Raw genomic sequence first — 24,788 nt, forward strand, 5'->3', positions numbered from 1 at the left:
GCATACTTCGGAGGAGCGCGGGGATTCCCCTCGCCTTCCGCGGGCGGGGACGAAGGAGCGCGCGGATCCGCTGGAGGAGGCGACGGGAGGAACGGCGGAGGCGGGAGATCCCGCGGGGGCGGGCACAAAAAAAGCGGCGAACCGGTCTGGGCCGGTCCGCCGCGGATTGGCCGGGGTCGCCTCGGGCGCGACGGGGGTTTGGGCTAGGGATTCGCGACGGCGGGGGCGGCGGGTTCCTGCGAGAAGCTGCCGCGGATCTGGCGGAGGTCGATGACGAAGGGGTGATCTTTCCCGAGGAAGCCTTCGACGGCCTTCACCGTGGCGCTGGCGAGGGCGTAACTGTCCTCGAGGTCTTTGCGGCGGTTATCGGTGGCGGTCTTCAGCGCGACTTCGAGCTGGGCGATGAGCGTCTCGTCGGCGGAGACGGTGTCGTGGCCGTTCTTGAGGGTAGCGAGGCGCTGGGCGGGATCCCAGCCGGCAGCCACGAGGGCGGGGGTGTTGCCAGTGAGGCCGGAGATGACTTTGTCGGTGAAGGCGCGTTTGTCGGCGTCGGTGAGGTTGGACATGGTGTTATTGGGTTGGTTGGTGTCGGAGAAAGGCGGGACGCTGCGACAACCATGCCCTGCCCTCCGGATGACGTTTTCGTAAATATTCAGAACGTCAGTTTTAACAAGGATAATATCCCTATCCTATGAAAGGGCGATTTTAGCTGACGTGAAGCGGCATCATGGGGAGCGAAGCGGATATCGGATCCGGGAGCAGCGAGGGAAATCCCGGCAAGTGCTCCGCCCACAGCCCCCTCGCTGTTCTACAAAATATCGTTCGTAGGGTTAGCTCAATTTCCACGCCACCCGGCCTTTTTCGTCGATCGTGAGAGCGCCGGCCCTTTCGAGTTCCGCGATTCTCACGCCTGCCTGCGCGGGCGTGAGCTTCTGGCCGAGATGGGCAATCACGAATCGCTCGAGCTTCTGCCTCGTGCGCGGCCGCTGTTTCCCATGGGTGCGCAGGTGCTCCCGCAGGTCCGCTGCCTTGGCGGAGATCACCGATGGCGGCGGCAATGCTTTGGGCGAAGGTGGCGTGATTTTTTTCGATTTCGTTGTCGTTACGGCGGCCTTTGGCTTCGCCGGGGCGGATTTCAAGAACGGCAGATCCGAGAAGGCGTCGCACCGACGGATCGCGATCCCCTGGCTCTGGAGATATTCCTGGAGCGGATCGAAATCCTTGTCTTTCGAGACGATGTGGTAATGGGTTGCCGGCTCGGTGGCCGCGGCGCGACCGAGGTAGTAGGCCAGCGTCAGGTCCAGCGCGTTGCGGCCGGAGGAGAGTAGCCGCACGAATTGCACAGACGCCGCGTGGATGAAGAGCTGCTCGACAAGCTCGACCTGCAGTTTCTTTTCGTTCGCGCCGACGAGCAACGTCACGCGCGTGCGTTCCAATCCAAGGACAGCGAGATCGATTTGCCGCACGTTCTCGAAGTCCACGAAGACGTGATTTAGCGATGGCAGAAGCTCGGGGGAGGACGCGGGCATGCCGACCTCTTAGCAGAACTCCGCCCTCGGCGACAGATCCGGAGCGCATCGTCCGCTCGCCGTGGACCGTCGACAAGCGGAGGGGAATGAGATTGGCAGCGGGGCGGGACGAATCTAGGAATGCCGCCATGTCCGCCGTCGCCGCCGAATCCGCTCCCGCGCTCGATGCCCTGCCGGGGGTGCGCGCCGCATTCCTGCCCCGCATTCCGGGTATCGACGTGATGGCCGATCGGGAGACGGCCCTCGCCCGGCTGGCCCCGGTGCATGCGGAGCTGATCGCCGGGCTGGGATTCCCGGCGCCGGTGCTGGCGGAGCAGGTGCATGGCAATGTGGTGACGGTGGTGGACGCGGCCGCGCCGATGCCGGCGGCGGGGGCGGACGGCCTGGCCACGGCGACGCCGGGACTGGCGCTGGGCATTTACGTGGCGGATTGCGCGGCGGTGTGGCTGGTGGATCCCCGCCGGCGGGCGATCGCGCTGGCGCATTCGGGCCGCAAGGGCACGGAGGAGAACATCCTCGGCCGGGCGGTGGACGTGCTGCGGCAAAGCTTCGGCACGGAGCCGGCGGATCTCGTGGGCGTGCTGAGCCCGTGCATTCGGCCGCCGCATTACGAGGTGGACTTCGCGGCGACGATCACGGAGCAGGCGCGGGCGGCGGGCATCGGCGCGTGGCACGATGCGGGGACGTGCACGGCCTCCCAGCCGGAGCGCTACTATTCCTATCGGCGCGAGCGGGGCCAGACGGGCCGGATGCTGGCGCTGCTGATGCTGGAGGGCTGACCGTCGCCGACACCGCGGGGCTGGGAGCGAAACCTGCTGGCATTCCCAGGACGAAGACGAAGATCGATGCGACTCCTGCGCTACCTTGCCGGCCTCTCCGCGGCGCGGCTGATCCTGTGGGGCTACCTGTGCTGGTATCTCACGATCGTGGCGCTGTATTTCGACCCGCATCCCGGGCTGTGGCTCTCGTCGCTGGGCATCAGCGCGATCGTGGGGTTCGCGCTCATCCTCAGCACGGACCGCGCGGCGCACTGGCCGCCGACGTGGGTGACGTTCCGGCTGTTTCTCATGCCGTTCTGCGTGTCGAGCTACGCGGCGCTCATCAAGGGGCGGGAGTTCTTTCTGCTCTTCCCAACGAAGCCGCGGGAACTGCTGCTGTGCGCGGCGGCGTGCGCGGGGTTCCTGCTCCTGCATGCGGCCAGCCGGGCCCTCGTGCGCCGACAGGCGCGTGCCGAAGCGCCGTAGGGGCCGGGCTACGGCAACCGCGACGGGACCTCGCGAACGGCGGGCGATTGCCACTCGACGCGGCGCGGGGCAGTGGCGGATGCTGGTCGCTCCATGAGTCGCCGCGCCTTCGACCCCGCCGTGCCCGAGTGCATGGACGTCGCCCAACCCGTCACGCCCGCGCTGGAGCGGGACCTCGCGAATCTCGTGACGCTCAACCGCGTCTTCGGCAGTCACGCACTCGTGCTCGGGCATCTGCGGCCGCGCCTGCATCGGCGGCTGAGGCCATGGCGCATCCTCGATCTCGCCACGGCGTCCGGCGACATCCCGCGCGCGATTGCCCGCTGGGCGGCCCGGGCCGGTGTGCCGGTGACGATCGACGCCGTGGATTTCCAGGCCTCGACGCTCGCAATCGCGCGGCGGCTTTCGACGGACTTTCCGAACATCACCTACCACGAGGGCGACATCCGCACCTTCGGCGCCGACGACATCCGCGACGCCGACTTCGCGTTCAGGGACGCCGATTCCGCGGCGTGGGACGTCGTGCTCTGCTCGCTCGCGCTGCATCATTTCACCGAGGCGGACGCGACCGGCGTGCTGCGCCGCGTGGCCGCCCTTGCCTCGCGCCACGCGCTCGTCGCGGATCTCCGCCGCTGCGCCCACGGCACGCTCGGCGTGGACCTGCTGACGGCGACGGTGATGCGCGAGCCGATGACGGTGACGGACGCGCGGATGTCCGTGCGGCGCGCGTTTTCATACGAGGAATTCGCGGCCCTTGCGCGCGCGGCGGGCTGGGAGCGCTTCGGCCACGCGCGGCGTTTCTGCTTCCGCCAGGCGATGTGGATGGACCGCGCGTTTTCCTGATTTCCTGCCCGCGGCAATCTCCCTAGCTTTCCCCGCATGAATAGCATGACCGGATATGGACGCGGCGAAGCCGTCGATGCGGACATGCGTTGCGTCGTCGAATGTGCGTCCGTGAATCGCAAGGGCCTCGAGGTCGCCTGCCAGATCCCGCGCGAGCTCGCCGCGCTGGAACTTGTCATCCGCGACCAGGTTTCCCGTCGCGTCACCCGCGGCCGCGTAAACGTCGCCATCACGCTCACGACGACCGAGGCCGCCTCCACCGCCGAGATCGACCGCGCCCTCGCCCGCGATCTCCTGCGCGAGATTCGCACATTGCAGGCCGAGCTTTCGCTCGCCGGCGAGGTCGACATCAATACGCTGCTCGCCGTGCCGGGCGTGATCCGCACCGCGCAGCAGAGCGCCGCCGATCATCGCGACATCATTTCCCGCGCCCTTGCCGACGCGCTCACCGCGCTCGTCGCCATGCGCATCAACGAAGGCGCGAACCTCCGCCGCGACCTCGAAGCCCGGCTCGACACGCTCCGCGCAAATCGCGCGCAGATGGCCACGCTCGCCCCGGCGATCGTCACGCGTTACCGCGACGACCTGCGCGCGCGCGTCGAGCACGCCGGCGTGCATCTGCCCGTCGACGACACGCGCCTCGCGACCGAGATCGCACTCTTCGCCGAACGTTGCGATGTCTCCGAGGAACTCACGCGCCTCGACAGTCACTTCGCGCAATTCGCCGAGAAGTGCGCCAGCGACGAACCGGTCGGCCGCGCCATGGAATTCCTCACGCAGGAAATTTATCGCGAACTCAACACCCTCGGCTCGAAGGCCGGCGACAGCGCGCTCACGCGGCTTGTCGTGGACTCCAAGGTGGAACTCGATAAGATTCGCGAACAGGTTCTCAATGTCGAATAGCTCTCCCGAATTCAGCCGCACCGGCATCCTCTTCGTTCTTTCCGCCCCCTCCGGCGCCGGCAAGACCACCCTCACCACCTCGCTGCGGCACAAGCCCGACTTCGTCTACGCCGTCTCATGCACCACCCGCGCCCCGCGCGCCGGCGAGGTGCACGGCGAGGATTATTTCTTTCTCACCGAGGAGGACTTCAAGGCCCGCGTCGCCGCCGGCGAATTCCTCGAGCACGCCGAGGTGCACGGCCGCTACTACGGCACGCTCAAGCAGACCGTCATCGAGCATCTCAGCGCGGGCGTCGACGTCCTCATCGACATCGACACGCAGGGCGCCGTGAACATCCGCGCCTGCGACGATCCCTTCATCCAGGCCGCGCTCGCCGATGTCTTCATCATGCCGCCGAGCCTCGAGGAACTCCGCCGCCGCCTGAAGAAACGCGGCACCGAGACCGACGAACAAATCGAGGTGCGCATCAGGAATGCCGCCACGGAAATGAAGAGCTGGCGCGATTATCGCTACACACTCATCAGCGGTTCCATGGAAGAGGACATCGAAAAATTTCGCGCCGTCATGCGCGCCGAGCGGTATCTCAGCCGCCGGCTGATCCATCATCCCACCGCATGATTACCCACCGGGGCCAGCCCATCGTCCTCGCATGACGACGCCGAAGACCATCGTTCTCGGCGTAGGCGGTTCCATCGCCGCCTACAAGGCCGCAGACCTCACGAGCCGCCTCGCCAAGCGCGGCCACGACGTGCAGGTCGTGATGACGAAGAGCGCGACCGAGTTCGTCACTCCCCTCACCTTCAAGACCCTCTCGCGCAATCCCGTCACGACGTCCGTCTTCGACGAAAAGGAATCCTGGCATCCCGGCCATATCGACCTCGCCGATCGCGCCGCGCTTCTCCTCATTGCGCCGGCCACCGCGAACCTTCTCGCCAAGCTCGCGAACGGCATCGCCGACGACGCGCTCACCTCCATCGCTCTCGCCACGCCCGCGCCATTGCTCATCGCTCCCGCGATGAACGGCAAGATGTGGCTCCATTCCGCGACGCAGGAAAACGTCGCGCGATTGCGAGCTCGCGGCGTCGCCTTCATCGGCCCCGAGGAAGGTCTCCTCGCCTGCGGCTACGAAGGCATCGGCCGGCTGTGGAACGTCGAGGACATCGCCGCTCGCGCGGAGGAAATTCTCCACGCGAAGATCGCCTGAATCATCGAATGAAATCGAATCCCGCGTTTTCTTTTTTGAGCCGCCGATTCGAAGACATTTTCTCCGGGCAGGCCCGCCCGAAGCTCATTCCATCGGCCTCTCCAGTCGCCGCCGTTCGCCGGGAACTTCTGAGCGCGAAAAATTTCGCCCGGAAAAATCAAGCCCTAATCGAAAAATTCGTTGACGCATTAGCGGCAAGGATTTATCCACAGCGGCAGTGAGTTATTCACAAGTTTTTCACACTTTCCGCACCCGCGGTCAGGAAGGGGGGATATCGAATGGCAGTTGCTAAAAAACCAGCAGCAAAGAAACCCGCCGCCAAGAAAGCCGCTCCTAAAAAGGCCGCCGCGAAACCGGCAGTGAAGAAAGCTGCGCCCAAGGCCAAGCCCGCCCCGAAGGCGGTCGCGAAGAAGCCTGCTGCAAAGAAAGCCGTCGCTAAACCAGCGGCGAAGAAACCCGCAGTCAAGAAGGCCGCCCCTAAAAAGGCTCCCGCGAAGAAAAAATAACCCTTCCAATTTCCGCCTCACGGCGGATACGAAGCATCTGATTGGGAGAAGCCATCCTCGCGAAGGCTTCTCCCAATTGCTTTTCCGGCGTCGAGTTTTTCGTGACGGTCGACTCCTCTTCCGGGCAAAGAAAAACCGGAGACGGCTTTTCACCCTCTCCGGTTTTCGGAAATGCGCTTGCGGTCGAAGGACTACGCCGCGGCGTCCAGCTTGGCGACAAGGTCGCCCTTGCTGGTGAGACCGGTGATCTGGTCCTTCTTTTCGCCAGCCTTGAAGATCAGGATCGTCGGAATCGCCTGGATGCGATACTTCGCGGAGATCTCCGGGTTGTCATCCACGTTCACCTTGCCGACTTTCACGACGCCCGCCTTTTCATCGGCGATCTCGTCGATGAGAGGAGCGATCATGCGGCACGGACCGCACCACGGGGCCCAGAAGTCGACGAGAACCGGAGTTCCCGCGGCGAGAACCTCGTCGGCAAAATTGGCGTCGGTGAATTCGATGACGTTAGCGCTGGCCATAAATCAAGGAGCAGAATCTTCGCGAAGGCTCAGGCGGCCAGGAAAAGCACCTGGACGGCAAGGGCGATGACGGCGGTCACAACAGCGGCGATGGCAAAGTTCATGGGAATTTCTTCTTCGGAGGTTTCGTCGAGGGCGGATTCAGTGGTTTGGACGTTGAAAGAGGAGCTCGCGAGCGCGGTGGGAACCGGCCGGGGCTGGAGACGCACGGTCGCCTGAGGCTTCACGGGAACGCCCGGAGCGGCGGCCACCTTGGCGGTCTCCTTCTTGGCCATGGGCTTCACGGCAACCGGAGCGGGACCGACCGGGGCCGGCTTCGGCGCGGGAGCCGGAACGGCAGGCGCGCTGGGAGCCGCCGGGGCGACGCCCATGGGCTTCGGAGGAGGTGGAGCGACCGGGGCAGCGGGAGCGCCGGGCGGTTTTGGCACGCCGGGGAAGCTCGGGGGCTTCGGCACGCCGGGAGCCGAGGGCGGCGTAAGGCCGGCCGGCTTGGGAATCGAGGGCGGCGGGACCGCGGGCGCGGACGGCGCTGCCGGAACCGAAGGAGCCGCAACGGGCTTCGGCGGAAGATTGATCATCGCCGACTCCCGGGGCGTGGAGGCGAGCGTCTGTCCTTCACGCTTGGGCGGAAGAACAATGCGCACGGTTTCTTTTTTGGGTTCGCTCATGGTGGGTTACTGGAAACTCGCGGGTTCTGGGAAATTACTAGGGTGCAACGATCGCTTGTTCCAAAATGGCCGCCGGGTGTCAATCCTGCAAGGGATGATCCTTTCGGATGACACGATTCGAGGCGCTCTTTCGGCCCGATTCAGGGAGTCACGACTGCGCGACTACCCGTCTGGGTGGAGGCCGTCTTGCTCGATTTCAGGAGATCGACCATGTCTGCGTTGATGCGGAGGGCCTCGTTGCGGATCGCGTCGGGAATGACGACATCCTTCGTGTCGGCCTCGCTGTCCCCGTCATCGTCGTCGGACGCCTCGAACAGCGAGCCCTTCTTCTTCCGGTCGAAGGCCACCCTATCGAGGGTCGGCTTCTCGACATTGTCGAGCGTCACCTCGTAGGCCACGGCCTCGATCGCCGCGCCGCGCTGGGCGCGTTCCTTCATGCGGGCCTCGCGGCGAGCGTTGTCCTCGGACAGTTCCCGCTTCCGGTCCGCAAGATTCAGCGAAACAGTGTTGTCGTCGTAACGCTTGCGCATGCGGGCCATGTCCTCGGAAATGTAGCGGAACTCGGGATCCGCGGCGACGCGCTGACTGGAGAGCGCCTGCAACTGGCCGATGACCGGGGTCAGGTCATTGCGATCGATGCGCTGGGGCGCGACTTCATCGTAGGGCAACGGATGCGGCAGGGAACCCTCTCCGAACTCGGGATTATCCGTGAGCGACGGCAGCACGATGTTCGACTTCACGCCCTCGAGCTGCGTGGAACCGCCCAGCACGCGGTAGAACTTGTTGATCGTGAGCTTGAGCGCGCCGGCGTCGGCGGAACCAAGACTAAAAAACGGCATGAACCGGCCGATATCGAGCATCGTCTGGACGGTGCCCTTGCCGAAGCTGCGTTCGTCGCCAACAATGACCGCGCGACCATAGTCCTGCAGCGCCGCGGCGAAAATTTCACTGGCGGAGGCACTCAGGCGATTCGTCACCACCACGAGCGGCCCGTCGTAGGAGGCAAGCGCGTTCTTGTCGTAGGAGACGGCGACCTTGCCGTTCGAGTCCTTCGACTGCACAACGGGCCCCTTCGGAATGAACAGGCCGGTGAGATTGATTGCCTCTTCGAGCGAGCCACCGCCATCCCGGCGCAGATCGATCACGAGGCCCTGGATGCCCTCCTTCTTCAGACGATCGAGCAGCATCGAGACATCCTTCGTCGTGCTGACGGCATCGGGATCATCACTGCCGCGGTTGAGGTCGGCATAAAACGACGGAAGCTCGATCCAGCCAAGGCGAAGCGGCCGGCCGTTAGGCCGCGTAAGGTCGATAATCTCCGCGCTGGCCTTCTGGTCCTTCAGCTTCACCTCGTCGCGACGGATCGCAATCACGGCGCGTTTCGAGGGATCCGACGCGCTGGCGGGAATGACCTGCAGGCGGACCACCGTTCCGCGCTTTCCGCGAATTTTTTCGACGACCTTGTCGAGCTTCATGTCGACGACGTCTTCGAACGGGGCATTGCCCTGCGCGACGGCCGCAATGCGGTCGTTGACCTTGAGGTGCCCATCGAGATCGGCCGGCCCACCCGGAACGATCTCCTTGATCTTCGCATAGCCATCCTCGCTCTGGAGCACGGCGCCCACCCCGTCGAGCGACTTCTTCATCTCGATCTCGAAATTCGCGAGCTCGGAGGGACTCATGTATTCGGAATGCGGATCATAGCTGCGCGCCAGCGCGCCGAGGAAACCGGAGACAATGCTCTCGTCGTCCATCTCGTTCAGATTCCGGAGGAGCTGATCCTGCCGCCGCTTCACGACCTTCGCCGGCGAGTCCACGGCATGCTTGTTGAGCGTTTCCTGCAGCAACTCCGCCTCGATGCGTTTGCGCCAGAGTTCCTGCGCTTCGGCCTTGCTCTTCGGCCACGGGGCATCCTTGCGGTTCAGCGCAACCGTCTCCCTGGTCGTGAAATTGTATTTCTTGTCGGCCAGGGCCTTGTTGAGGGCGACCCGGTCGATGACGTGCTGCTTGTATTGACCGAAGATATCGCGGGCCGGGTCGAGATTTCCGCCAAGGATCGCGTCGTCGAGCGTCGTCGCGTATTTGGCCTTCAGCGCATCGACTTCACCCTGCGTGAAAAACAGCTTATTCGGATCGAGGTCCTGCAGGTATTGATCGAGCAGCTTTGCCGAAACCTCATCATCAAGTTTTTGCCGGGAATAGTGCCCCTGCTCGAGCAGACGGGCCACGGAAACCGCAACCTTGTCCAGGTCAGCCGACCATGCCGGACCGGCCAGAAACACCAAAACCAGTGCCGACGCGAGTAATCTCATTCGGAATAGATTTGCAGAGCACTGCGAGAAAATCAAACTGCGCATGGCTATACTGACCACATTCTCATGATTCGGTTCGAAGAATTTTGCGGCGGCGTCCTCGCGACGAACGCCTTCCTCCTCCGCGGCCCCTCCGGCAATGTCCTCATCGACGCCCCTCAGGGCGCCGACGCCCATTTCGCCGGAGAACGCATCGACCTGCTCCTGCTCACCCACGGCCATTTCGACCACGTCGCCGATGCGGCCGCGATCCAGCGCCGGCACGGCTGCCGCCTCCATTACCATCCGGAAACCGTTCCGATGGTCTCCGACCCGCATTTTTTCCGCGACTGGGGATTCGCCCTCGACGTCGAGCCGATCGATCTCGCCCGGGGCGAGATCCTCACCGCGACGCCCGACGTGGAGCTGGCCGGCCTGAACTTCGCCGTGCTCGAGGTGCCCGGCCATTGCCCCGGCAGCCTTTGCTTCCATCTTCCCGCGGAGAACGTCCTCTTCGGCGGTGATGTCCTTTTTCGCGGCGGCATCGGCCGGTGGGATCTCCCTGGCGGAGACCACGAATTACTCGTCACCGGCATTCGCGACAAGATCCTCCCCCTCCCCGACGGCACCCGCGTCTTCCCCGGCCACGGCCCGGCCACCACCGTAGGCCACGAACGCCAGACCAACGCGTGGCTGCAGTGAGGATTTCTTGGTCTCGGCGGGAGTTCTTTTCTGGACTTTAGCCTTCGCTTCGCGAATTTATCTCTGTCCCTTCTCGCAAAATCGACTCCTCACAGAACTCATGCCAAATTTTACCTACGTCGCCCTCGACGCGCGCGGTCAGCAAGTCACTGGCGTCATCGAAGCCGCCTCTCAGAACGAAGCCGTAGGCGCCCTGCGCCAGCAGGGATATTTTCCGAAGTCGGTTGACGTCGAGTCGAAGGCCTCGAAAGCCAAGGTCGCCAAGGCGGCGGCTAAATCCCCAGCCGCCAAGGGAGCCAGCTTCTCGCTTTTCAAGAAGCAGACCGTCAAGGGCAAGATCCTCATGATCTTCACCCGCCAGCTGGCCACGCTCATCGATGCCGGTTTGCCGCTCCTCCGCAGTCTCACGGTGCTGGCCGGTCAGGAGAAGGACGTCGTTCTTCGCTCCACGATCACCCAGATTGCCGAGTCCGTGCAGGGCGGCAGCACGTTCTCCGACAGTCTATCGGTCCACCCGAAGATCTTCAACAAGCTCTACGTGAACATGGTGAAGGCCGGTGAGCTCGGCGGTGTGCTCGAGCTCGTCCTGCTGCGTCTCGCCGAATTCCAGGAAAAGGCGCAGAAGATCAAGAACAAGGTCGTCTCCGCGATGTTCTACCCGGTGATCGTTCTGTTCATCGCCATCGCGATTCTCACCTTCCTGCTCGTGTTCATCGTGCCGAAGTTCGAAGCGATCTTCGCAGACATGCTCAACGGCAAGCCGCTCCCGGCCCTCACGCAGTTCGTCATCAATTCGAGCAACCTGCTCAAGAACAACATCGTGGCCGTCGTTGCGGTCATCATTGTCGCCATCGTCGCCTACAAGCTGATCGCCCGCACTCCGAAGGGCATTCGCATGATCGACATGTTCATGCTCAAGGCGCCGCTCTTCGGCGACCTCACGCGCAAGAGCGCAATCTCCCGTTTCAGCCGCACGCTCGGCACGCTCGTCACCAGCGGTGTTCCGATCCTGCAGGCCCTCATCATCACTCGCGAGACCGCGGGCAACGTGATCATCTCGGATGCCATCACGAAGGTTCACGACGCCGTCAAGGAAGGTGAATCGATCGTCGCCCCGCTCGAGGCCAGCGGCGTTTTTCCGCCCATGGTCATCAGCATGATCGACGTCGGTGAAGAGACCGGTCAGCTCCCCGAGATGCTTCTCAAGGTCGCGGAAGTCTACGACGACGAAGTCGACAACGCCGTGCAGGGCCTCACCTCCCTTCTCGAGCCGATCATGATCGTGTTCCTCGCCGTCGTGGTCGGAACGATTGTCGTCGCGCTCTTCATGCCGCTTATCAGCATCATCAGCGGCCTGCAGGGCGGTGGTGGCGCCAGCTAAACCCGCTCCAGACGTTTTAAAATATGAAGCCGGTTCCCCCCAGCACCTCTCGCGGTGCGTTCACGCTCATCGAAATTCTCGTCGTCATCGCGATCATCGCGATCCTTGCCTCATTGATCCTCAGCGTCTCCGGATTCGTGCAGGAGAAAGCGGGCATCTCCCGGGCCCAGGTGGAAATCAAGGCGCTGGAAACTGCACTCGAGAACTACAAGCAAGACAACGGCACCTATCCCGCCGGAGACGGCTCTGAAAGTTCCTCCCTTGTGTTGCTCGACGAGCTGAACCGCAAACCGGCCAGTGGGACTTCGGGAGGCAAGATTTACATGGCCGACCTGGGAAAAATGATACCTCCCATCCCTGGAAATCCCAGCGCTTCCTACGCCGAGAAAGTCGCAGCCGCCAGGCAGCTGGTCGATCCCTTCGGCAATCCATATCACTATGAGTTTCCCGGGAAACCCGAGCGGAGTGGCGAGGCTTTCTTCGACCTCTGGTCGCAGGGGAAGAAAAACAGTGCCGACGAGAACAAGTGGATCAAGAACTGGTGAGCGTTTGCCGCCGCGTCACGCCACTTCGGCGTTGATGCGTGGCAAATGATCCAGGACGATCTGCGACCATGATTCGAGAGCGTCCCGCTCCACGGCCAGCTCAGCCGGCGTCACGAACTCCAGCTTCGCAATCGCCGCTTCACCCGGCCTGACGTCGTCCGATTCCAACTCGACGAGATGGACGACCCCGAGGTGAACCTGGCCCACTTCATTCGAGTCGTCGTTGATCAATCCCACCACTCGATCCGTGAATCCGCCGCCTAGCTTCAGCTCCTCGGTGATCTCCCGCTCCACCGCGATCCGATAGGCATCCTCATTGAATGCGAACAGCCCCTCGTCGGCGTCGTTGATGTGTCCGCCGATGCCGATGGACGCCTTCGCGACAAGCCGCTTCTCGCCGGACTTTCCCCCGCGCACATAGCGAAGAATCCGTCCTGCATGGGTGAAGACCGCATAGGGAATGATCTGCTTGAGCGAAGGATCGGTCTCCGCAGTCGACCGCGGGGCGAAAAAATTGTTTTCCCGCCGCAGGAAGATCGACAGGTAACGTTCTGGCTCGGCGCAAAACCCCTGAAAACTCCCGAGCTGATCGAAGAGATTACGGCGGACGACAAGGACGTGTTCATCGGGCTTGGGCATTCCCCGACTTTGCGGACCCGCCGACCGTCGCTCAATCTCAAAAACCGATCCGTCACCGCGCGTCAATTCCTCTCGGACAGATAGGACGCGAGCTTGAGTCGTAATTCCGCCCGCGCCCGGAACAGCATGCTTTTGACCGCCGGCACCGTCACCCCGAGCACGACGGCAATCTCCTCATAAGGCATCTCCTCGTAACGCCGCAAAATGAGGGCCATCCGCGGTTGTTCGGCGAGGGATTGGATCGCCGTATCGATCGCGGCCTGCAATTCCGCCTCGGCGATCGATTCTGCGGGCGTGGTCACCGAAGGGTCCGCATACTCGCGCGGCGGCTGGTCGTCGGGCTCCTCGAGCGGCACGAGCCGCGCCCGCCCCCGGCGCCGCACCTCGTTAAAAACGAGATTGCGCGTGATCGTCATCAGCCAGGTCGTGAACTTTGCGCTCGGCTCCCATCGCGCGGCGCTTTTCCAAACGCGGACAAAAACCATCTGCGCAAGGTCCTCGGCTTCATCGGGAGAACCCAGCATGCGGACCACTGTCCCCACGACCCGGCGCTGATGCCTCTCCACGAGCGTAGTGAAGGCTTCGGCGTCGCCGCCACGCACCCGCGCCATCAGTTCCAGGTCATCCGGCTCGGTGGGGAGCTCAGCCATCGCGAACTCATACTGGGAAACCGGCATCTCAACCACCAGCATTTGAACCCCGCTCACGCAAAATGGATGCGGAAGAATTTCGCCTCGCCCGCACCGCGCGGTGGCGTTGTATGCTCTGCCCTCCATGCCCGTCGTCGCCAGCTACTGCACCACATTCCTCAAGCCGGAAATGCTGCACATTTATCGCCAGGTCACCGGCCTGCGCACGTGCGAGACGTTTGTGATGACGAAGGAGCGCCAGAGCGCCGACCGCTTTCCCTTCGACGCCGTCGAGGTGCTCCCTCGCCCGCGCATCAACTTCCTCGCCCGCTTCCACAAGAAATACGTCCGGCGCATGGAGCCCGTTTTTTACCGCGGCGAATACGATCAGCTATCCGCCGTGCTCTCCCGCCGCCACGCCGACCTTCTGCACGTCTATTTCGGGCACACCGGCGTGCACCTGCTTCCCTTCATTCGAAACTGGACCGGGCCCGCGCTGGTGTCCTTCCACGGCATGGACATCATGCCGCGACCTCAGGAGCCCGGTTACGACGCGCGCATGCGGGAGCTGTTGAGCGTCCTCCCGATGGTGCTCGCCCGCAGTGAATCCCTCGCCGCCCGCCTCACCGCGCTCGGCTGCGATCCGGCCAAGATTCGGATCAACCGCACCGGCATCCCGCTCGAAGCCTTTCCCTATCGCGAACGAAGCGCTCCCACCGACGGCGCCTGGCGCTTCGTGCAGGCCTCGCGCCTCATCGCCAAGAAAGGCCTCGCGGACTCGCTCCGCGCCTTCGCCGCGTTTCGAGCGAGGTATCCTGCCGCGACCTTCACCATCGCCGGCGACGGCCCGCAACGGCAGGAACTCGAATCGCTCGCTGCCGACCTCGGCATCGCTGCCGCCGTCACGTTTACCGGCTTCCAGTCGCAGGCGGAATTACGCGCACTTTACGAGGGCAGCCACATCTTTCTGCACCCCAGCCGCACGCCGGAAACGCAGGATCAGGAAGGCGTTCCGAACTCCATGCTCGAAGCCATGGCCACCGGCCTCCCCGTCGCGGCCACGCTCCACGGAGGCATTCCCGAGGCCGTGGACCATGGCGTGGGCGGCCTGCTCACCGCGGAGAATGACTGGGAGGCCCTGCGCGATTCCCTTTTCGCGATCACGGCCGAACCCGCGCGCGCGTCCGCAATGGGACGCGCCGCCTCGGAATCCGTGCGCGCAAGGTTCGAGCAACGGGCAGCCATCGCCGCCCTCGAGGGCTTCTACTCGGAACTTGTCGAGTCGCACCGCCGCAAGGCCAGCCGGTGAATCGGCTTCGCGATCGCCGCAAATTTTCGCTGAAACTCCGTCTCGGGATAAACGCGTCCGTCGTCCCAATCGATCGGAGAAAAGCCGTCGAACTCCGCCACCGCCTCCCGCATGGCAACGAAATACGGCTCGTCGTCCGTCATCAGCCGGAGCGATCCGCCGGGCGCCAGCACGCGCCACGTCTCGCGCAGAAAATCCTGCCGGACGAGCCTTCGCACATGGTGACGCCGCTTCGGCCAGGGATCGGGAAAAGAAACGTGCACGACCTGGGCGCAGCCCGCTGGCAGCCGATCTCGCAGAGTCTCGAGCCCCTCGCCCTGAATCACCTGCGCATTGGAGAGTTCCATGCGCTCGATCTTTGCGCGGGTCCGTTCCACCCGCTTCCGCTGCCACTCGACTCCGAGAAATTTGATCTCGGGGAATATTCGCGCCATCTCGACGACAAAAATGCCCTTGTGACAGCCGACGTCGATCTCCACAGGACCGCAAAGCCAGTCCGGAGGCAGGTCGAGAGGGGCGGTTTCGGAAACAGAATCGGTCATCATTGCGGAAAATCTATCGGGCCAGCAGCCGCGCCAGCCAGCCGGACCTGGTCGTCTCGAAGGCGCCCATGCCTTCCAGTGTCCTCCTGAGCGCCGCGGTCGTTTTCTCGGTGGAAAACAAATCCTCGCACCGCAGGCGGCCCGCCGCCCCCATCTCGCGCGCCTTCACGGGATTGTCGAGCAGGTCTCCCATGCGCAGCGCAAGCGCCTTGGAATCTCTTTCGGGCACGAGATGTCCCGTCGCTCCGTCGACGACCATCTCGGGAACGCCCCCCACCGGCGTCGAAACCACCGGCACGGCCGCGGCCATCGCCTCCATGATCACGGTCGGCAGATTGTCCTTCCCGCCGTCCGCCTCGCTCACGCACGGCAGCACGAAGACGGACGCGCGCGCGAGCAAGCCTGCGATCTCGGATTCGCCCTTCGGCCCGGTGATCGAGATGCGGGAATCGCCAGCCGCAAGAGCTTTCAACTCCTCCTCGAGCGGCCCCTGCCCGACGATCTGACATTCGAACGGACGGTCCCCCAAAAGCCGGCAGGCGTTCACGAGATCGGCAAAGCCCTTTTTCTCGATGTAGCGCCCGACTGCGAGAATGAGCGGTCGCGCCGGATCAGGCTCGCCTTTCGGAAAGCGGTCCAGATGAATCCCGTTGTAAACGCGATGCAGCTTTGCCGCATGCGCCGGAAATTTTTCTCGCAGCAGGCGCAGGCTGAAATCGCTGACCGTCACCACCCCGGCGGCCTCACGAATCAGCATTTCCAGCCGCTCGTCGGGTTCGTCGCAAAAAATGTCGTTCGCGTGCGCGGTGAAGCTGTAGCGAATCCCGGCAAGACGCTTGAGCCAGAATCCCGTGCGCGCCGCCGTGCCCGCGAAATGCGAGTGCACGTGGCCGACACCAAGTTTTTCGAGCCGCGGAGCGAGCCACAGGGCCTCGTAAATCCGGCGCTTCTCGCCGCTACCACCCCACAATCGCGTAAGGTCCTCGATCGCCCGCCGGGCATCCCGGCGAAACTTTGCGTCCGTCTTGAGAATCTCCTCGAACGACTCGGGAACATACGTGACCAACCCGGCCAGCTCGACGGGAAAATCCTGACGCGGCTCTCCCCGGGGATCACGGATCGAAAAAATCGGCGCATCGACTCCCTGTCGACGCAGCTCGAGCACTTCTCGAAAACAAAACGTCTGCGTGAACGACGGAAATCGCTCGAACACATACGCGAACGGCTCGCCAGGCGACCGGGCCATGCGTGCCGGCCTACGCCGCGGATTTGTCCTGCTTGCGCCGGATGAGAGGCGAGCGTTTGCCTTCCACGACCGCGCGATTCACCGTGACCTCGGCGATATCTTCGCGACTCGGCGCCTCATACATGATGTCGAGCATCAGTCGCTCCATCATGGCGCGCAACGCCCGGGCGCCGGTGCCCTTCTTCACGGCCTCGGCCGCCATCGCCCGAAGCGCGTCCTTCGTCACGGTCAGCCCGACGCCGTCCATGGCCATCAGTTTGGTGTATTGCTTCACCATCGCGTTCTTCGGCTCGGTGAGAATGAGCATGAGCTCGTCCTCGGTGAGCGGGTCCAGCGCCGTGACGACAGGCAGACGCCCGATGAACTCGGGAATCAGGCCAAAGCTCAGGAGATCCTCCGGCTCCACGGCGCGCAGGGAATCCCGCGAATCGTCGCCAGCGTCGCGGAACTCGCGGACGTGGAATCCCATGGACTTCGCCCCCATGCGGCGCTGCACGATCTTGTCGAGGCCGACGAACGCGCCGCCGCAAATAAAGAGGATCTTCGAGGTGTTGACCTGAATGTATTCCTGCTGCGGATGCTTGCGGCCGCCCTGCGGAGGAACGTTGCAAACCGTGCCCTCGAGAATCTTGAGCAGCGCCTGCTGCACGCCTTCGCCCGAGACGTCGCGCGTGATGCTCACGTTGTCCGTCTTGCGCCCGATCTTGTCGATCTCGTCGATGTAGACGATGCCCATCTCGGCGCGTTTCACGTCGTAATCCGCCGCCTGCAGCAGACGCAGCACGATGTTCTCGACGTCCTCGCCGACGTAGCCGGCTTCGGTAATCGTCGTCGCATCGGCGATGCAGAACGGCACGTCGAGAATCCGCGCGAGCGTGCGGGCCAGCAGCGTCTTGCCGGACCCGGTGGGACCAACCAGCAGGATGTTGCTCTTCTCGATCTCGACCTCGGCCAGCGCGTCGATGCGGAGCGCATCGGGCGAAGAATCCTGCACGATGCGCTTGTAGTGATTGTGCACCGCGACCGAGAGCACCTTCTTGGCGATCTCCTGCCCGATGACGTGCTGGTCGAGCTCGCGGCGGATCTCCGCCGGTTTCATCATCCGCACGGTCGTGGTCTGCCGCTTGGAATCTTCGCCAATTTCCTTGTCGAGGATCCCCTTGCAGACCGTGATGCAGCTGTCGCAGATGTAGACGCCTGGTCCGGCGATGAGCTTGCGCACCTCCGCGTGGCTCTTTCCGCAGAAAGAGCACATCGTGAGATTGGAGGGGCGGGCCATGTCAGCGGAGGGCTACTCGACGATTGGCTTCGACTCCGGGAGCACCGCGGCGAATTCCTTCCGCGATTGCACGACCTCGTCGACGAGCCCGTAGGCCTTCGCCTCTTCGGCCGTCATGTAATAATCGCGGTCTGCGTCGCGCTCCACCTGCTCGACGGGTTTGCCCGTGTGGTGCGAGAGGATGCCGTTCAGGCGGCGCTTGAGCTTATACATGAACTCCACCTGCCGCTCGACGTCGCTGGCCTGGCCCTGCGCGCCGCCGGAGACCTGATGGATCATGATATCGGAGTTGGGCAACGCGTAGCGCTTACCCTTCGTGCCCGCAGCGAGGAGCACCGCGCCCATGCTGGCGGCGATGCCCATGCAATATGTCGTCACGTCGCACGTCACGAACTGCATCGTGTCGTAGATCGCGAGCCCCGCCGTGACGGAACCGCCCGGCGAGTTGATGTAAATGTTGATGTCCTTCTTCGGGTCCTCCATCTGGAGGAACAGGAGCTGCGCGATCACGAGGTTCGCCACGTGATCATCGATGCCGGTGCCGATGAAGATGATGCGGTCCTTGAGGAGCCGCGAGTAGATGTCGTAACTGCGCTCGCCGCGACCGGTTTGCTCGATGACGACGGGGACCAGCATGGATTGGGGCTGTGACATAGAATGTTAAGACGCCTGCGTCGCAGGTTCGCGAACCGTAACATTCGAGGTGATGAAATCAAGGGCCTTGCCCGCGAGAATCTGCTCGCGAATCTGGCCGAAGGCATCGCGCTTCTGCAGGTCCTTCACGAACTTCTGCACCGGCACCTGATAGCGCGCGGCCATCTGCGTGACGTGGAACGCGAGTTCCTGCTGGGTGACCTCGATCTTCTCCTTTTCCGCGATGCGGAGGAGAAGGAACGTCGTGCGCACGCGCTCCGTCGCACTCTGCTTCGCCGCCCCGAGGATCTCGTCCTCGTGCGACTTGAGTTCTTCATCGCTCACGCCGCGGCCCTGGTTTTCCTGCACGATCTCCTTCAGGATGCCGGACATCTCGTTATTGATCATGTGCTGCGGCAGCTCGCATGTGACCGAGGTGAGGAGGTGCTTGATGGCGCCAGAGCGCTTGCCGGTCTCGTATTCGTTCTCGGCGTATTTCTCGAGCTCGACGCGAAGGCGCTCACGCACCTCGGTCATCGTCTTGCCCGGGTCGAGCTTGTTCGCGAGTTCATCGTCCAGCGCGGGCAGCACCCGGGCGCGAATCTCGTGCAATGTCGCGGAATACGCGAGCTGCTTGCCGCGGACAGCCGGGAACGGGAACTCCTCGGGAATGCTGATCGTGAAATCGCGGCTCTCGCCGATGTTCAATCCGACGAGGGCTTCGCTGAAGCCCGGCGCGAGCGTCTCGGGCGCGAGGCGGATCCACCAGTTCGGCTTGCCGGCGAGCAGCGGCGGGCAGTTCTCGATCGCCTCGGCCAGCGGCTGGCCATCGAGCGTGCCGGCATAGGTGAGCACGGCGAAGTCACCCATCTCGAGGGCGCGGCCCTCGACGGTCTGGAAGTCCGCATGCTGCTCGGCGATATTGTTGAGCGCGGCTTCGACATCGGAATCGGTGATCGCCTTCTTCGCGATCTCGACAGGGATGTTCGAATAATCGGGAAGCTCGAACTCGGGCGACGTCACCACCGTGGCGGTGAAGCGCATCGATTTGTCCGAGGCGATCTCGACGTCCTCGACCTTTGAGACGGAAAGCACGCGAAGGCTTTTTTCCGTGATGGCCTCGTTCAGCGCCGCGCGCAGGAGCTTGTTCTGAAGCTCCTCGCGGATGTCCGCGCTGAATTTCTTGTCGATGAGGGCCTGCGGGGCCTTGCCGGGGCGGTAGCCGGGAAGGCGGGCCTGTTTCTGAAATTGTTTGGCCACCGTCTGCCATTCGCGCTCGACGCGCTCGGGCTCGAGCTCGACGCGGAGCGTGGTGATGCAATTGGGCTGGGAATCTACGACGACGTTCATAATGCGAATCGAGCAGTCAAGCATACCCACCCCGCCACGACAACCGCAACGTCCCGCAAATTTCCGCGAACGCCGGGTCGCCTCGCGAGGTCGAAGGAGAGAATCATTTCCGCAACTCCTCGACCCGTGCTAGCTTCCGCCCGCCAAGCCTCATGATCAAACGCCTCGCTCTTCTCGTCTCGCTCACCCTCCCGCTCGCCGGCTGCGGCAAGAAAAGCCCGACCGCCCCGGAGGCCGCGGGCTCGGCCATCAAGGATGTGCCGGTGCAGATCGAGGACGGCGGCGAGCCCGATCCCGTCGCGGTGCCCACGGCGCTGAAAGGCGGAACGTTCACGACCTGGGCTGGCGGATATCCGAAGTCGCTGAACATGTGGCTCGACTACAATTCCTTCTCGAAGAGCGTCTGCGATCTGCTCTTCGAACCCCTCGTCGCCCTCCATCCCACCAGGGACGAGCCCGTCGGCATCCTCGCCAAATCCTGGGAAATTTCGTCAGATAAGAAGACCTTCACCTTTCATCTCGACCCCCAGGCGAAGTGGAGCGACGGCCAGCCGGTCACCGCCGAGGACGTCCAGTTCTACTACGACACGATGATGAATCCGAAGAATCTCACGTCGATCTTCCGCGTGGATCTGTCGCGATTCAGCCGTCCCGAGGTGGTCGATCCCCTCACCGTCCGCATCACCGCCAACCAGCCGCACTGGGCGAATTTCTGGACCGCAGCCGGCATGGTCGCCTTTCCGAAGCACGTCTGGAAGGACCTCGATTTCAACAGGCAGAACTTTGAACTTCCGGTCGTCAGCGGCCCGTATCAGCTCGGCGAGATCAAGACCAACCGCTCGATTCAGCTCAAGCGCCGCGGTGACTGGTGGGGCCGGGTCAAGCAGTTCAACGTGGGCAAATACAACTTCGACTATCTTCTCTTCAAAGCGATGGAAGATCGCAACAAGGCCTTCGAACTCTTCAAATCCGGCGGTCTCGATCTTTTGCCGATGTATACCGCCTCCATCTGGGTCCAGAAGACTCCGGACATTCCGCAGGTGAAGAAAAACTGGATCGTCCGCCAGACCGTCGCGAACCAGGAGCCCAAGGCCTTCCAAGGCATGGCGATGAACATGCAGCGGCCGCTCTTTCAGGATCCGAAGGTTCGCCAGGCTCTCGCGCTCCTCTTCAACCGCGAGCTCATGAACGAGAAGCTGATGTTCGATCAGTATTTTCTCCTGAACTCCTATTATCCGGACCTCTATCCCAATAATCAAAACCCTGCCGTGCCGCTCGTAAAATACAACGAGGAAGCCGCGCGGGCGCTGCTCAAGGAAGCCGGCTGGACCGTCGGCGCGGACGGCATTCTCCAAAAGGACGGCAAGCCCTTCTCCTTCACCATTGTTCACTACGACGGCTCGGAACTCCGCCACCTCAACATCTACCTGCAGTCGCTCAAGTCCGTCGGAATCGACGCGAAGATCGAAGTCATTTCGATGTCGTCCTTCCAGAAACGCGTCGACAACCACGACTTCGACATGTGCTGGACGAACTGGGGCGCCAGCCGGCTGCGCGATCCCGAGGCGTCCTGGGCCTCGAAGACGGCGGATGAAATCGCGACGAACAATGTGACCGCGCTCAAGGATCCCGAGATCGACCGTCTCATCGAGCAGCAGAAGACGGAAATGGACATGAGCAAGCGCAACGACATCCTCCGCCAGATCGACGCCCGGCTCGTCGCCATCAGCCCCTTCGTCCTGATGTGGCAGAACGCAAAGAATCGCCTGCTTTACTGGAACAAGTTTGGAACGCCGAAATACGTGCTCGATAAGTTCAGCAAGGAAGAAGCCGCCCTCGTCTACTGGTGGCTCGATCCCGCGAAGGAAAAGGCCCTCACCGAGGCCATGAAGGCCGACGCCGCGTTGCCGCCGGTCCCGGCCGAAGTCACCTACGCGGGGGAATGAGCGCCTACATTCTTCGGCGACTTCTCCTGATCATCCCCACGCTGATCGGCATCAGCCTCATCTGCTTCGCACTCGTCCAGTTCATCCCGGGCGGGCCCGTGGAGCAGATGATCTCCAAGGTCCAGCACGCGGCCGCCTACCACCCCGGCAGCCGCGGCATCTCGACCGAGGAGATCCAGAACATCAAAGCCTACTTCGGCTTCGATCAGCCCGCCTATGTCCGCTACTTCACCTGGCTGGGCAACATGTGCCGCGGCGACTTCGGCAACTCCTACGTTTACCAAAAGCCCGTGCTCGAGGTCATCGTGAGCAAGATGCCGATCTCCCTTTTCTTCGGCCTCGTCTCCTACCTGATCTCCTACACGATTTCGCTCCCCCTCGGCGTGCGGAAGGCGATGACCAATGGCAGCTGGTCCGACACATTGTCCTCCGTCGCCGTCTTCGCCGGATACGTGATTCCCGGTTACGCGCTCGGCATTCTCCTCATCATCTTCTTCGCCGGCGGCAACTACCTCTCGTGGTTCCCGATCGGCAACATGGTCTCGGACAATTTCGAGTCGCTCCCTCCCCTGGCGCAGGCGCTCGACTTCCTCCATCACATGGTGCTGCCCGTCTTCTGTTACGTCATCGGCGACTTCGCCCTGCTCACCCTCCTGATGAAAAACTCGATCATCGAGGAACTGAACAAGGACTACATGCGCACCGCCATGGCGAAGGGCCTCTCGTTCCGACGCGCCGTCTGGGGCCAGGCGTTTCGCAACGCTCTCATCCCGATTGCCACGGGCGTCGGCTCCATCCTCGCCGTCTTCTTCACGAGTTCGCTGCTCATCGAGCGCGTGTTCGACATCGACGGCATGGGCCTGCTCTTCTTCAACTCGATGATCGGGCGCGACTACAACGTCGTCCTGGGCATCATCATCCTCAGCAGCCTGCTCGTCATGCTCGGGCGCCTGCTCAGTGACATCATCTACGTGGCGGTCGACCCGCGCATCCGCTTCGACTGATGTTCTCCCCGCTCACCAGGAGCCGACTCCGGAAATTCCGCTCGATCAAGCGCGCGTGGTGGTCGCTCTGGATCCTCGGAATCGCGTTTGTCCTCTCGCTCTTCAGCGAACAGCTCGTCAACGATCACCCGCTCATCCTTCGCTACGAGGGGCGCACCTACTTCCCCACGCTCAAATTCTACTCCGGCAAGGAATTCGGCGGCCCCTACCGCACCGAGGCCGACTACCGCGCGCTCCGCGACGCCCCCGCATTTCTCGCGAAGGGTGGCTGGATGCTCCTGCCGCCCATCCCGCACAACCCTCTTCACCCCTACCTCGATCTCGATGGAGCCCCGCCCCATCCACCGTCGCTCGAGCACTGGCTCGGCACCGACAACACCGCACGCGACGTGCTCGCCCGCCTTATCTACGGCTTTCGGATCTGCATGACGTTCGCGCTCTCGCTGGCCGCGATCAGCTGCGTGATCGGAATGATCGTCGGCGGCGTGCAGGGATATTTCGGCGGCAAGGTCGATCTCATCATCCAGCGACTCATCGAAATCTGGTCCGCCCTGCCCATTCTTTACGTCGTCATCCTGCTCGGCTCGATCTACGGCCAGAGCTTCGGCGTCATCCTTTTCGTCATGGCGCTCTTCGAGTGGATCGCGCTGTCCTATTACATGCGCGGCGAATTCTACAAACTGCGCGAGCGCCCGTTCGTCCTCGCCGCTCGCGGCCTCGGCGCAGGAAACCTCCGCATCATCTTTCGTCAGATCCTGCCCAACGCCCTCACGCCGGTCATCACCCTGCTTCCCTTCATGATCGTCGCCGGCATCTCGGCGCTCACCTCGCTCGACTTCCTCGGCTTCGGCCTTCAGCCCCCCACTCCCTCCTGGGGCGAAATGATTCAGCAGGGCCTGCAAAACCTCAACGCCCCATGGGTCGCCACCTCCGCGGTAACCGCATTGTTTCTCACGCTCATGCTCGCTACCTTCGTCGGCGAAGGCGTGCGCGAAGCCTTCGATCCGAAATCCCACGTCAAACTGCAATGAATCCGCCGCTCCTCGAGATCCGGGACCTCTCCATCGCCTTCGAGACCGAGGCCGGCCGGTTCGATGCCGTGCTCGGCACGTCCTTCAAGCTCGAGCGCGGCTCCACGCTCGCCATCGTCGGCGAAAGCGGCAGCGGCAAAAGCGTCACCGCCCTCGCCCTCACCCGACTTCTCCCCCAGCCCCCGGCGAAATACGTCTCCGGCGAGATTCTCTGGAAGGGCGCCGACGTCCTGAAGATGACCCCGCGGGAGCTGCGCGCCATCCGCGGCGGCGAGATCGCCTACATTTTTCAGGAGCCCTCGACGTCGCTGAATCCGGTTTACACGATCCGCAACCAGATCGCCGAAGCCATCCGCCTGCATCGTCCCGAGGTGAAGGACATCGACGCCGAGGTCATCAAATGGCTCGACGCCGTCGGCATCGTGAATCCCGCCCAACGCATGCGCGACTACCCGCACCAGCTCAGCGGCGGCATGCAGCAGCGCGCCATGATCGCCATGGCGCTGAGTTGTCAGCCCGACCTCCTCATCGCCGACGAGCCGACCACCGCGCTCGACGTCACCATCCAGGCGCAAATCCTCGACCAGCTCCGCGAGCTCCGCTCGAGCCTCGGCATGGCCGTCATCCTCATCACCCACAACTTCGCCATCATCCGCGGGCTCTGCGACCACGTCGCCGTCATGTTCCGCGGTCGCATCGTCGAGTTCGGCCCCGCCGCCGAAGTTCTGTCGAATCCGCAGCACCCCTACACCCGCGCGCTCATCGATTGCATCCCGAAGCTCGGCGCCGGCCGCGACCGCCTTCACACCATCGACTACGCCGCCATCGAGGCCGCCCTCTAG

28 protein-coding genes are annotated in these 24,788 nt (G+C 63.3%); 16 read left to right on the forward strand and 12 right to left on the reverse strand.

The window, feature by feature from the left end:
* Positions 1–203: 203 nt before the first annotated feature.
* Positions 204–566, reverse strand: coding sequence for a hypothetical protein (locus VIM61_10150; protein HEY8900761.1), 363 nt, complete (start codon positions 564–566; stop codon positions 204–206).
* A 264-nt stretch (positions 567–830) separates the two neighbouring features.
* Positions 831–1,529 (reverse strand): PIN domain-containing protein, encoded by a 699-nt coding sequence (locus tag VIM61_10155; protein HEY8900762.1) that lies wholly within the window; start codon positions 1,527–1,529, stop codon positions 831–833.
* Between the two features lie 128 nt (positions 1,530–1,657).
* Here VIM61_10155 and VIM61_10160 point away from each other — a divergent pair, with 128 nt between their 5' ends.
* The 8 genes from VIM61_10160 to VIM61_10195 all read left to right on the forward strand — a co-directional run bounded on the left by VIM61_10160 (position 1,658) and on the right by VIM61_10195 (position 6,230).
* Positions 1,658–2,308, forward strand: a complete 651-nt coding sequence (locus VIM61_10160; protein HEY8900763.1) for a polyphenol oxidase family protein — start codon at positions 1,658–1,660, stop codon at positions 2,306–2,308.
* Between the two features lie 66 nt (positions 2,309–2,374).
* Positions 2,375–2,773 carry a hypothetical protein gene (locus VIM61_10165; protein HEY8900764.1) on the forward strand — a complete coding sequence of 133 codons (399 nt, stop codon included), beginning with the start codon at positions 2,375–2,377 and terminating at the stop codon, positions 2,771–2,773.
* A 93-nt stretch (positions 2,774–2,866) separates the two neighbouring features.
* Positions 2,867–3,616, forward strand: coding sequence for a methyltransferase domain-containing protein (locus VIM61_10170; GenBank protein ID HEY8900765.1), 750 nt, complete (start codon positions 2,867–2,869; stop codon positions 3,614–3,616).
* Between the two features lie 36 nt (positions 3,617–3,652).
* Entirely contained in the window at positions 3,653–4,519 is an 867-nt protein-coding gene (locus tag VIM61_10175) for a YicC/YloC family endoribonuclease (GenBank protein ID HEY8900766.1), read from the forward strand.
* Complete coding sequence (gene gmk, locus VIM61_10180) at positions 4,509–5,138, forward strand: guanylate kinase (protein HEY8900767.1); 630 nt, start codon at positions 4,509–4,511, stop codon at positions 5,136–5,138. Before VIM61_10175 ends, gmk begins: the two co-directional genes overlap by 11 nt.
* A gap of 31 nt (positions 5,139–5,169) precedes the next feature.
* Positions 5,170–5,724 (forward strand): flavoprotein, encoded by a 555-nt coding sequence (locus VIM61_10185; GenBank protein ID HEY8900768.1) that lies wholly within the window; start codon positions 5,170–5,172, stop codon positions 5,722–5,724.
* A gap of 8 nt (positions 5,725–5,732) precedes the next feature.
* Positions 5,733–5,945, forward strand: a complete 213-nt coding sequence (locus tag VIM61_10190) for a hypothetical protein (GenBank protein HEY8900769.1) — start codon at positions 5,733–5,735, stop codon at positions 5,943–5,945.
* A 57-nt stretch (positions 5,946–6,002) separates the two neighbouring features.
* Positions 6,003–6,230 carry a hypothetical protein gene (locus VIM61_10195; protein HEY8900770.1) on the forward strand — a complete coding sequence of 76 codons (228 nt, stop codon included), beginning with the start codon at positions 6,003–6,005 and terminating at the stop codon, positions 6,228–6,230.
* A 191-nt stretch (positions 6,231–6,421) separates the two neighbouring features.
* On the opposite strand, the gene trxA is transcribed toward VIM61_10195, so the two are convergent.
* From trxA to VIM61_10210, 3 genes are all read right to left on the reverse strand, one after another.
* On the reverse strand, positions 6,422–6,751 hold the full coding sequence (trxA, locus tag VIM61_10200; protein HEY8900771.1) for a thioredoxin: 330 nt from the start codon (positions 6,749–6,751) through the stop codon (positions 6,422–6,424).
* Between the two features lie 29 nt (positions 6,752–6,780).
* The gene (locus tag VIM61_10205; GenBank protein ID HEY8900772.1) at positions 6,781–7,419 is read right to left on the reverse strand and encodes a hypothetical protein; all 639 of its coding nucleotides are present in this window, start codon (positions 7,417–7,419) and stop codon (positions 6,781–6,783) included.
* A gap of 140 nt (positions 7,420–7,559) precedes the next feature.
* A complete protein-coding gene (locus VIM61_10210) occupies positions 7,560–9,731 on the reverse strand; it encodes a carboxy terminal-processing peptidase (GenBank protein HEY8900773.1) in 2,172 nt (723 codons plus the stop codon).
* A 66-nt stretch (positions 9,732–9,797) separates the two neighbouring features.
* On the opposite strand from VIM61_10210, the gene VIM61_10215 reads away from it, so the two are divergent.
* The 3 genes from VIM61_10215 (at position 9,798) to VIM61_10225 (ending at position 12,338) form a co-directional block, all read left to right on the forward strand.
* Positions 9,798–10,412: an MBL fold metallo-hydrolase gene (locus VIM61_10215; GenBank protein HEY8900774.1), complete on the forward strand. Its 615-nt coding sequence runs from the start codon at positions 9,798–9,800 to the stop codon at positions 10,410–10,412.
* Positions 10,413–10,512: 100 nt separating this feature from the next.
* Positions 10,513–11,793 carry a type II secretion system F family protein gene (locus VIM61_10220; protein HEY8900775.1) on the forward strand — a complete coding sequence of 427 codons (1,281 nt, stop codon included), beginning with the start codon at positions 10,513–10,515 and terminating at the stop codon, positions 11,791–11,793.
* Between the two features lie 23 nt (positions 11,794–11,816).
* The gene (locus VIM61_10225) at positions 11,817–12,338 is read left to right on the forward strand and encodes a type II secretion system protein GspG (GenBank protein HEY8900776.1); all 522 of its coding nucleotides are present in this window, start codon (positions 11,817–11,819) and stop codon (positions 12,336–12,338) included.
* 15 nt (positions 12,339–12,353) lie between these two features.
* Here the strand turns inward: VIM61_10225 and VIM61_10230 are convergent, their stop codons facing one another.
* Positions 12,354–12,977: a hypothetical protein gene (locus VIM61_10230; GenBank protein HEY8900777.1), complete on the reverse strand. Its 624-nt coding sequence runs from the start codon at positions 12,975–12,977 to the stop codon at positions 12,354–12,356.
* 62 nt (positions 12,978–13,039) lie between these two features.
* Positions 13,040–13,627 (reverse strand): sigma-70 family RNA polymerase sigma factor, encoded by a 588-nt coding sequence (locus VIM61_10235; protein HEY8900778.1) that lies wholly within the window; start codon positions 13,625–13,627, stop codon positions 13,040–13,042.
* A gap of 124 nt (positions 13,628–13,751) precedes the next feature.
* Between VIM61_10235 and VIM61_10240 the strand changes: the two genes are divergently transcribed.
* Positions 13,752–14,915: a glycosyltransferase gene (locus VIM61_10240; protein HEY8900779.1), complete on the forward strand. Its 1,164-nt coding sequence runs from the start codon at positions 13,752–13,754 to the stop codon at positions 14,913–14,915.
* Here VIM61_10240 and trmB read toward each other — a convergent pair.
* From trmB to tig, 5 genes are read right to left on the reverse strand one after another with little or no spacing between them, the layout of a single operon-like run.
* Positions 14,870–15,460 carry a tRNA (guanosine(46)-N7)-methyltransferase TrmB gene (gene trmB / locus VIM61_10245; protein ID HEY8900780.1) on the reverse strand — a complete coding sequence of 197 codons (591 nt, stop codon included), beginning with the start codon at positions 15,458–15,460 and terminating at the stop codon, positions 14,870–14,872. The genes VIM61_10240 and trmB overlap by 46 nt on opposite strands.
* A gap of 10 nt (positions 15,461–15,470) precedes the next feature.
* Positions 15,471–16,703, reverse strand: coding sequence for a glycosyltransferase family 4 protein (locus VIM61_10250; GenBank protein HEY8900781.1), 1,233 nt, complete (start codon positions 16,701–16,703; stop codon positions 15,471–15,473).
* Between the two features lie 10 nt (positions 16,704–16,713).
* The gene (clpX, locus tag VIM61_10255) at positions 16,714–17,982 is read right to left on the reverse strand and encodes an ATP-dependent Clp protease ATP-binding subunit ClpX (protein HEY8900782.1); all 1,269 of its coding nucleotides are present in this window, start codon (positions 17,980–17,982) and stop codon (positions 16,714–16,716) included.
* Between the two features lie 12 nt (positions 17,983–17,994).
* Complete coding sequence (gene clpP / locus VIM61_10260) at positions 17,995–18,618, reverse strand: ATP-dependent Clp endopeptidase proteolytic subunit ClpP (protein ID HEY8900783.1); 624 nt, start codon at positions 18,616–18,618, stop codon at positions 17,995–17,997.
* A gap of 24 nt (positions 18,619–18,642) precedes the next feature.
* Positions 18,643–19,965: a trigger factor gene (gene tig, locus VIM61_10265; protein ID HEY8900784.1), complete on the reverse strand. Its 1,323-nt coding sequence runs from the start codon at positions 19,963–19,965 to the stop codon at positions 18,643–18,645.
* Positions 19,966–20,117: 152 nt separating this feature from the next.
* On the opposite strand from tig, the gene VIM61_10270 reads away from it, so the two are divergent.
* Genes VIM61_10270 through VIM61_10285 form a run of 4 tightly spaced genes read left to right on the forward strand, consistent with a single transcriptional unit; the run spans position 20,118 to position 24,788 of the window.
* Positions 20,118–21,911 carry an extracellular solute-binding protein gene (locus VIM61_10270; protein HEY8900785.1) on the forward strand — a complete coding sequence of 598 codons (1,794 nt, stop codon included), beginning with the start codon at positions 20,118–20,120 and terminating at the stop codon, positions 21,909–21,911.
* The gene (locus VIM61_10275; GenBank protein HEY8900786.1) at positions 21,908–22,915 is read left to right on the forward strand and encodes an ABC transporter permease subunit; all 1,008 of its coding nucleotides are present in this window, start codon (positions 21,908–21,910) and stop codon (positions 22,913–22,915) included. The genes VIM61_10270 and VIM61_10275 overlap by 4 nt, the downstream gene beginning before the upstream one ends.
* Positions 22,915–23,946 carry an ABC transporter permease gene (locus VIM61_10280; protein HEY8900787.1) on the forward strand — a complete coding sequence of 344 codons (1,032 nt, stop codon included), beginning with the start codon at positions 22,915–22,917 and terminating at the stop codon, positions 23,944–23,946. The genes VIM61_10275 and VIM61_10280 overlap by 1 nt, the downstream gene beginning before the upstream one ends.
* Complete coding sequence (locus VIM61_10285; protein HEY8900788.1) at positions 23,943–24,788, forward strand: ABC transporter ATP-binding protein; 846 nt, start codon at positions 23,943–23,945, stop codon at positions 24,786–24,788. Before VIM61_10280 ends, VIM61_10285 begins: the two co-directional genes overlap by 4 nt.

The sequence above is a fragment of the Chthoniobacterales bacterium genome (genome assembly GCA_036569045.1).
GTDB lineage: Bacteria > Verrucomicrobiota > Verrucomicrobiia > Chthoniobacterales > JAATET01 > JAATET01.

Bases quoted from the DNA above. Each gene is read 5' to 3' on its own strand.
- VIM61_10250 (HEY8900781.1), bottom strand. From the start codon at position 16,703: ATGGCCCGGTCGCCTGGCGAGCCGTTCGCGTATGTGTTCGAGCGATTT.
- VIM61_10190 (HEY8900769.1), top strand. From the start codon at position 5,733: ATGAAATCGAATCCCGCGTTTTCTTTTTTGAGCCGCCGATTCGAAGAC.
- VIM61_10285 (HEY8900788.1), top strand. From the start codon at position 23,943: ATGAATCCGCCGCTCCTCGAGATCCGGGACCTCTCCATCGCCTTCGAG.
- VIM61_10210 (HEY8900773.1), bottom strand. From the start codon at position 9,731: ATGAGATTACTCGCGTCGGCACTGGTTTTGGTGTTTCTGGCCGGTCCG.
- VIM61_10280 (HEY8900787.1), top strand. From the start codon at position 22,915: ATGTTCTCCCCGCTCACCAGGAGCCGACTCCGGAAATTCCGCTCGATC.
- VIM61_10235 (HEY8900778.1), bottom strand. From the start codon at position 13,627: ATGGCTGAGCTCCCCACCGAGCCGGATGACCTGGAACTGATGGCGCGG.
- clpP (HEY8900783.1), bottom strand. From the start codon at position 18,618: ATGCTGGTCCCCGTCGTCATCGAGCAAACCGGTCGCGGCGAGCGCAGT.
- gmk (HEY8900767.1), top strand. From the start codon at position 4,509: ATGTCGAATAGCTCTCCCGAATTCAGCCGCACCGGCATCCTCTTCGTT.
- VIM61_10225 (HEY8900776.1), top strand. From the start codon at position 11,817: ATGAAGCCGGTTCCCCCCAGCACCTCTCGCGGTGCGTTCACGCTCATC.
- trxA (HEY8900771.1), bottom strand. From the start codon at position 6,751: ATGGCCAGCGCTAACGTCATCGAATTCACCGACGCCAATTTTGCCGAC.
- VIM61_10195 (HEY8900770.1), top strand. From the start codon at position 6,003: ATGGCAGTTGCTAAAAAACCAGCAGCAAAGAAACCCGCCGCCAAGAAA.
- VIM61_10160 (HEY8900763.1), top strand. From the start codon at position 1,658: ATGTCCGCCGTCGCCGCCGAATCCGCTCCCGCGCTCGATGCCCTGCCG.
- VIM61_10230 (HEY8900777.1), bottom strand. From the start codon at position 12,977: ATGCCCAAGCCCGATGAACACGTCCTTGTCGTCCGCCGTAATCTCTTC.
- VIM61_10270 (HEY8900785.1), top strand. From the start codon at position 20,118: ATGATCAAACGCCTCGCTCTTCTCGTCTCGCTCACCCTCCCGCTCGCC.
- VIM61_10150 (HEY8900761.1), bottom strand. From the start codon at position 566: ATGTCCAACCTCACCGACGCCGACAAACGCGCCTTCACCGACAAAGTC.
- tig (HEY8900784.1), bottom strand. From the start codon at position 19,965: ATGAACGTCGTCGTAGATTCCCAGCCCAATTGCATCACCACGCTCCGC.
- VIM61_10205 (HEY8900772.1), bottom strand. From the start codon at position 7,419: ATGAGCGAACCCAAAAAAGAAACCGTGCGCATTGTTCTTCCGCCCAAG.
- VIM61_10165 (HEY8900764.1), top strand. From the start codon at position 2,375: ATGCGACTCCTGCGCTACCTTGCCGGCCTCTCCGCGGCGCGGCTGATC.
- VIM61_10215 (HEY8900774.1), top strand. From the start codon at position 9,798: ATGATTCGGTTCGAAGAATTTTGCGGCGGCGTCCTCGCGACGAACGCC.
- clpX (HEY8900782.1), bottom strand. From the start codon at position 17,982: ATGGCCCGCCCCTCCAATCTCACGATGTGCTCTTTCTGCGGAAAGAGC.
- VIM61_10155 (HEY8900762.1), bottom strand. From the start codon at position 1,529: ATGCCCGCGTCCTCCCCCGAGCTTCTGCCATCGCTAAATCACGTCTTC.
- VIM61_10170 (HEY8900765.1), top strand. From the start codon at position 2,867: ATGAGTCGCCGCGCCTTCGACCCCGCCGTGCCCGAGTGCATGGACGTC.
- VIM61_10175 (HEY8900766.1), top strand. From the start codon at position 3,653: ATGAATAGCATGACCGGATATGGACGCGGCGAAGCCGTCGATGCGGAC.
- VIM61_10220 (HEY8900775.1), top strand. From the start codon at position 10,513: ATGCCAAATTTTACCTACGTCGCCCTCGACGCGCGCGGTCAGCAAGTC.
- VIM61_10275 (HEY8900786.1), top strand. From the start codon at position 21,908: ATGAGCGCCTACATTCTTCGGCGACTTCTCCTGATCATCCCCACGCTG.
- VIM61_10185 (HEY8900768.1), top strand. From the start codon at position 5,170: ATGACGACGCCGAAGACCATCGTTCTCGGCGTAGGCGGTTCCATCGCC.
- VIM61_10240 (HEY8900779.1), top strand. From the start codon at position 13,752: ATGCCCGTCGTCGCCAGCTACTGCACCACATTCCTCAAGCCGGAAATG.
- trmB (HEY8900780.1), bottom strand. From the start codon at position 15,460: ATGATGACCGATTCTGTTTCCGAAACCGCCCCTCTCGACCTGCCTCCG.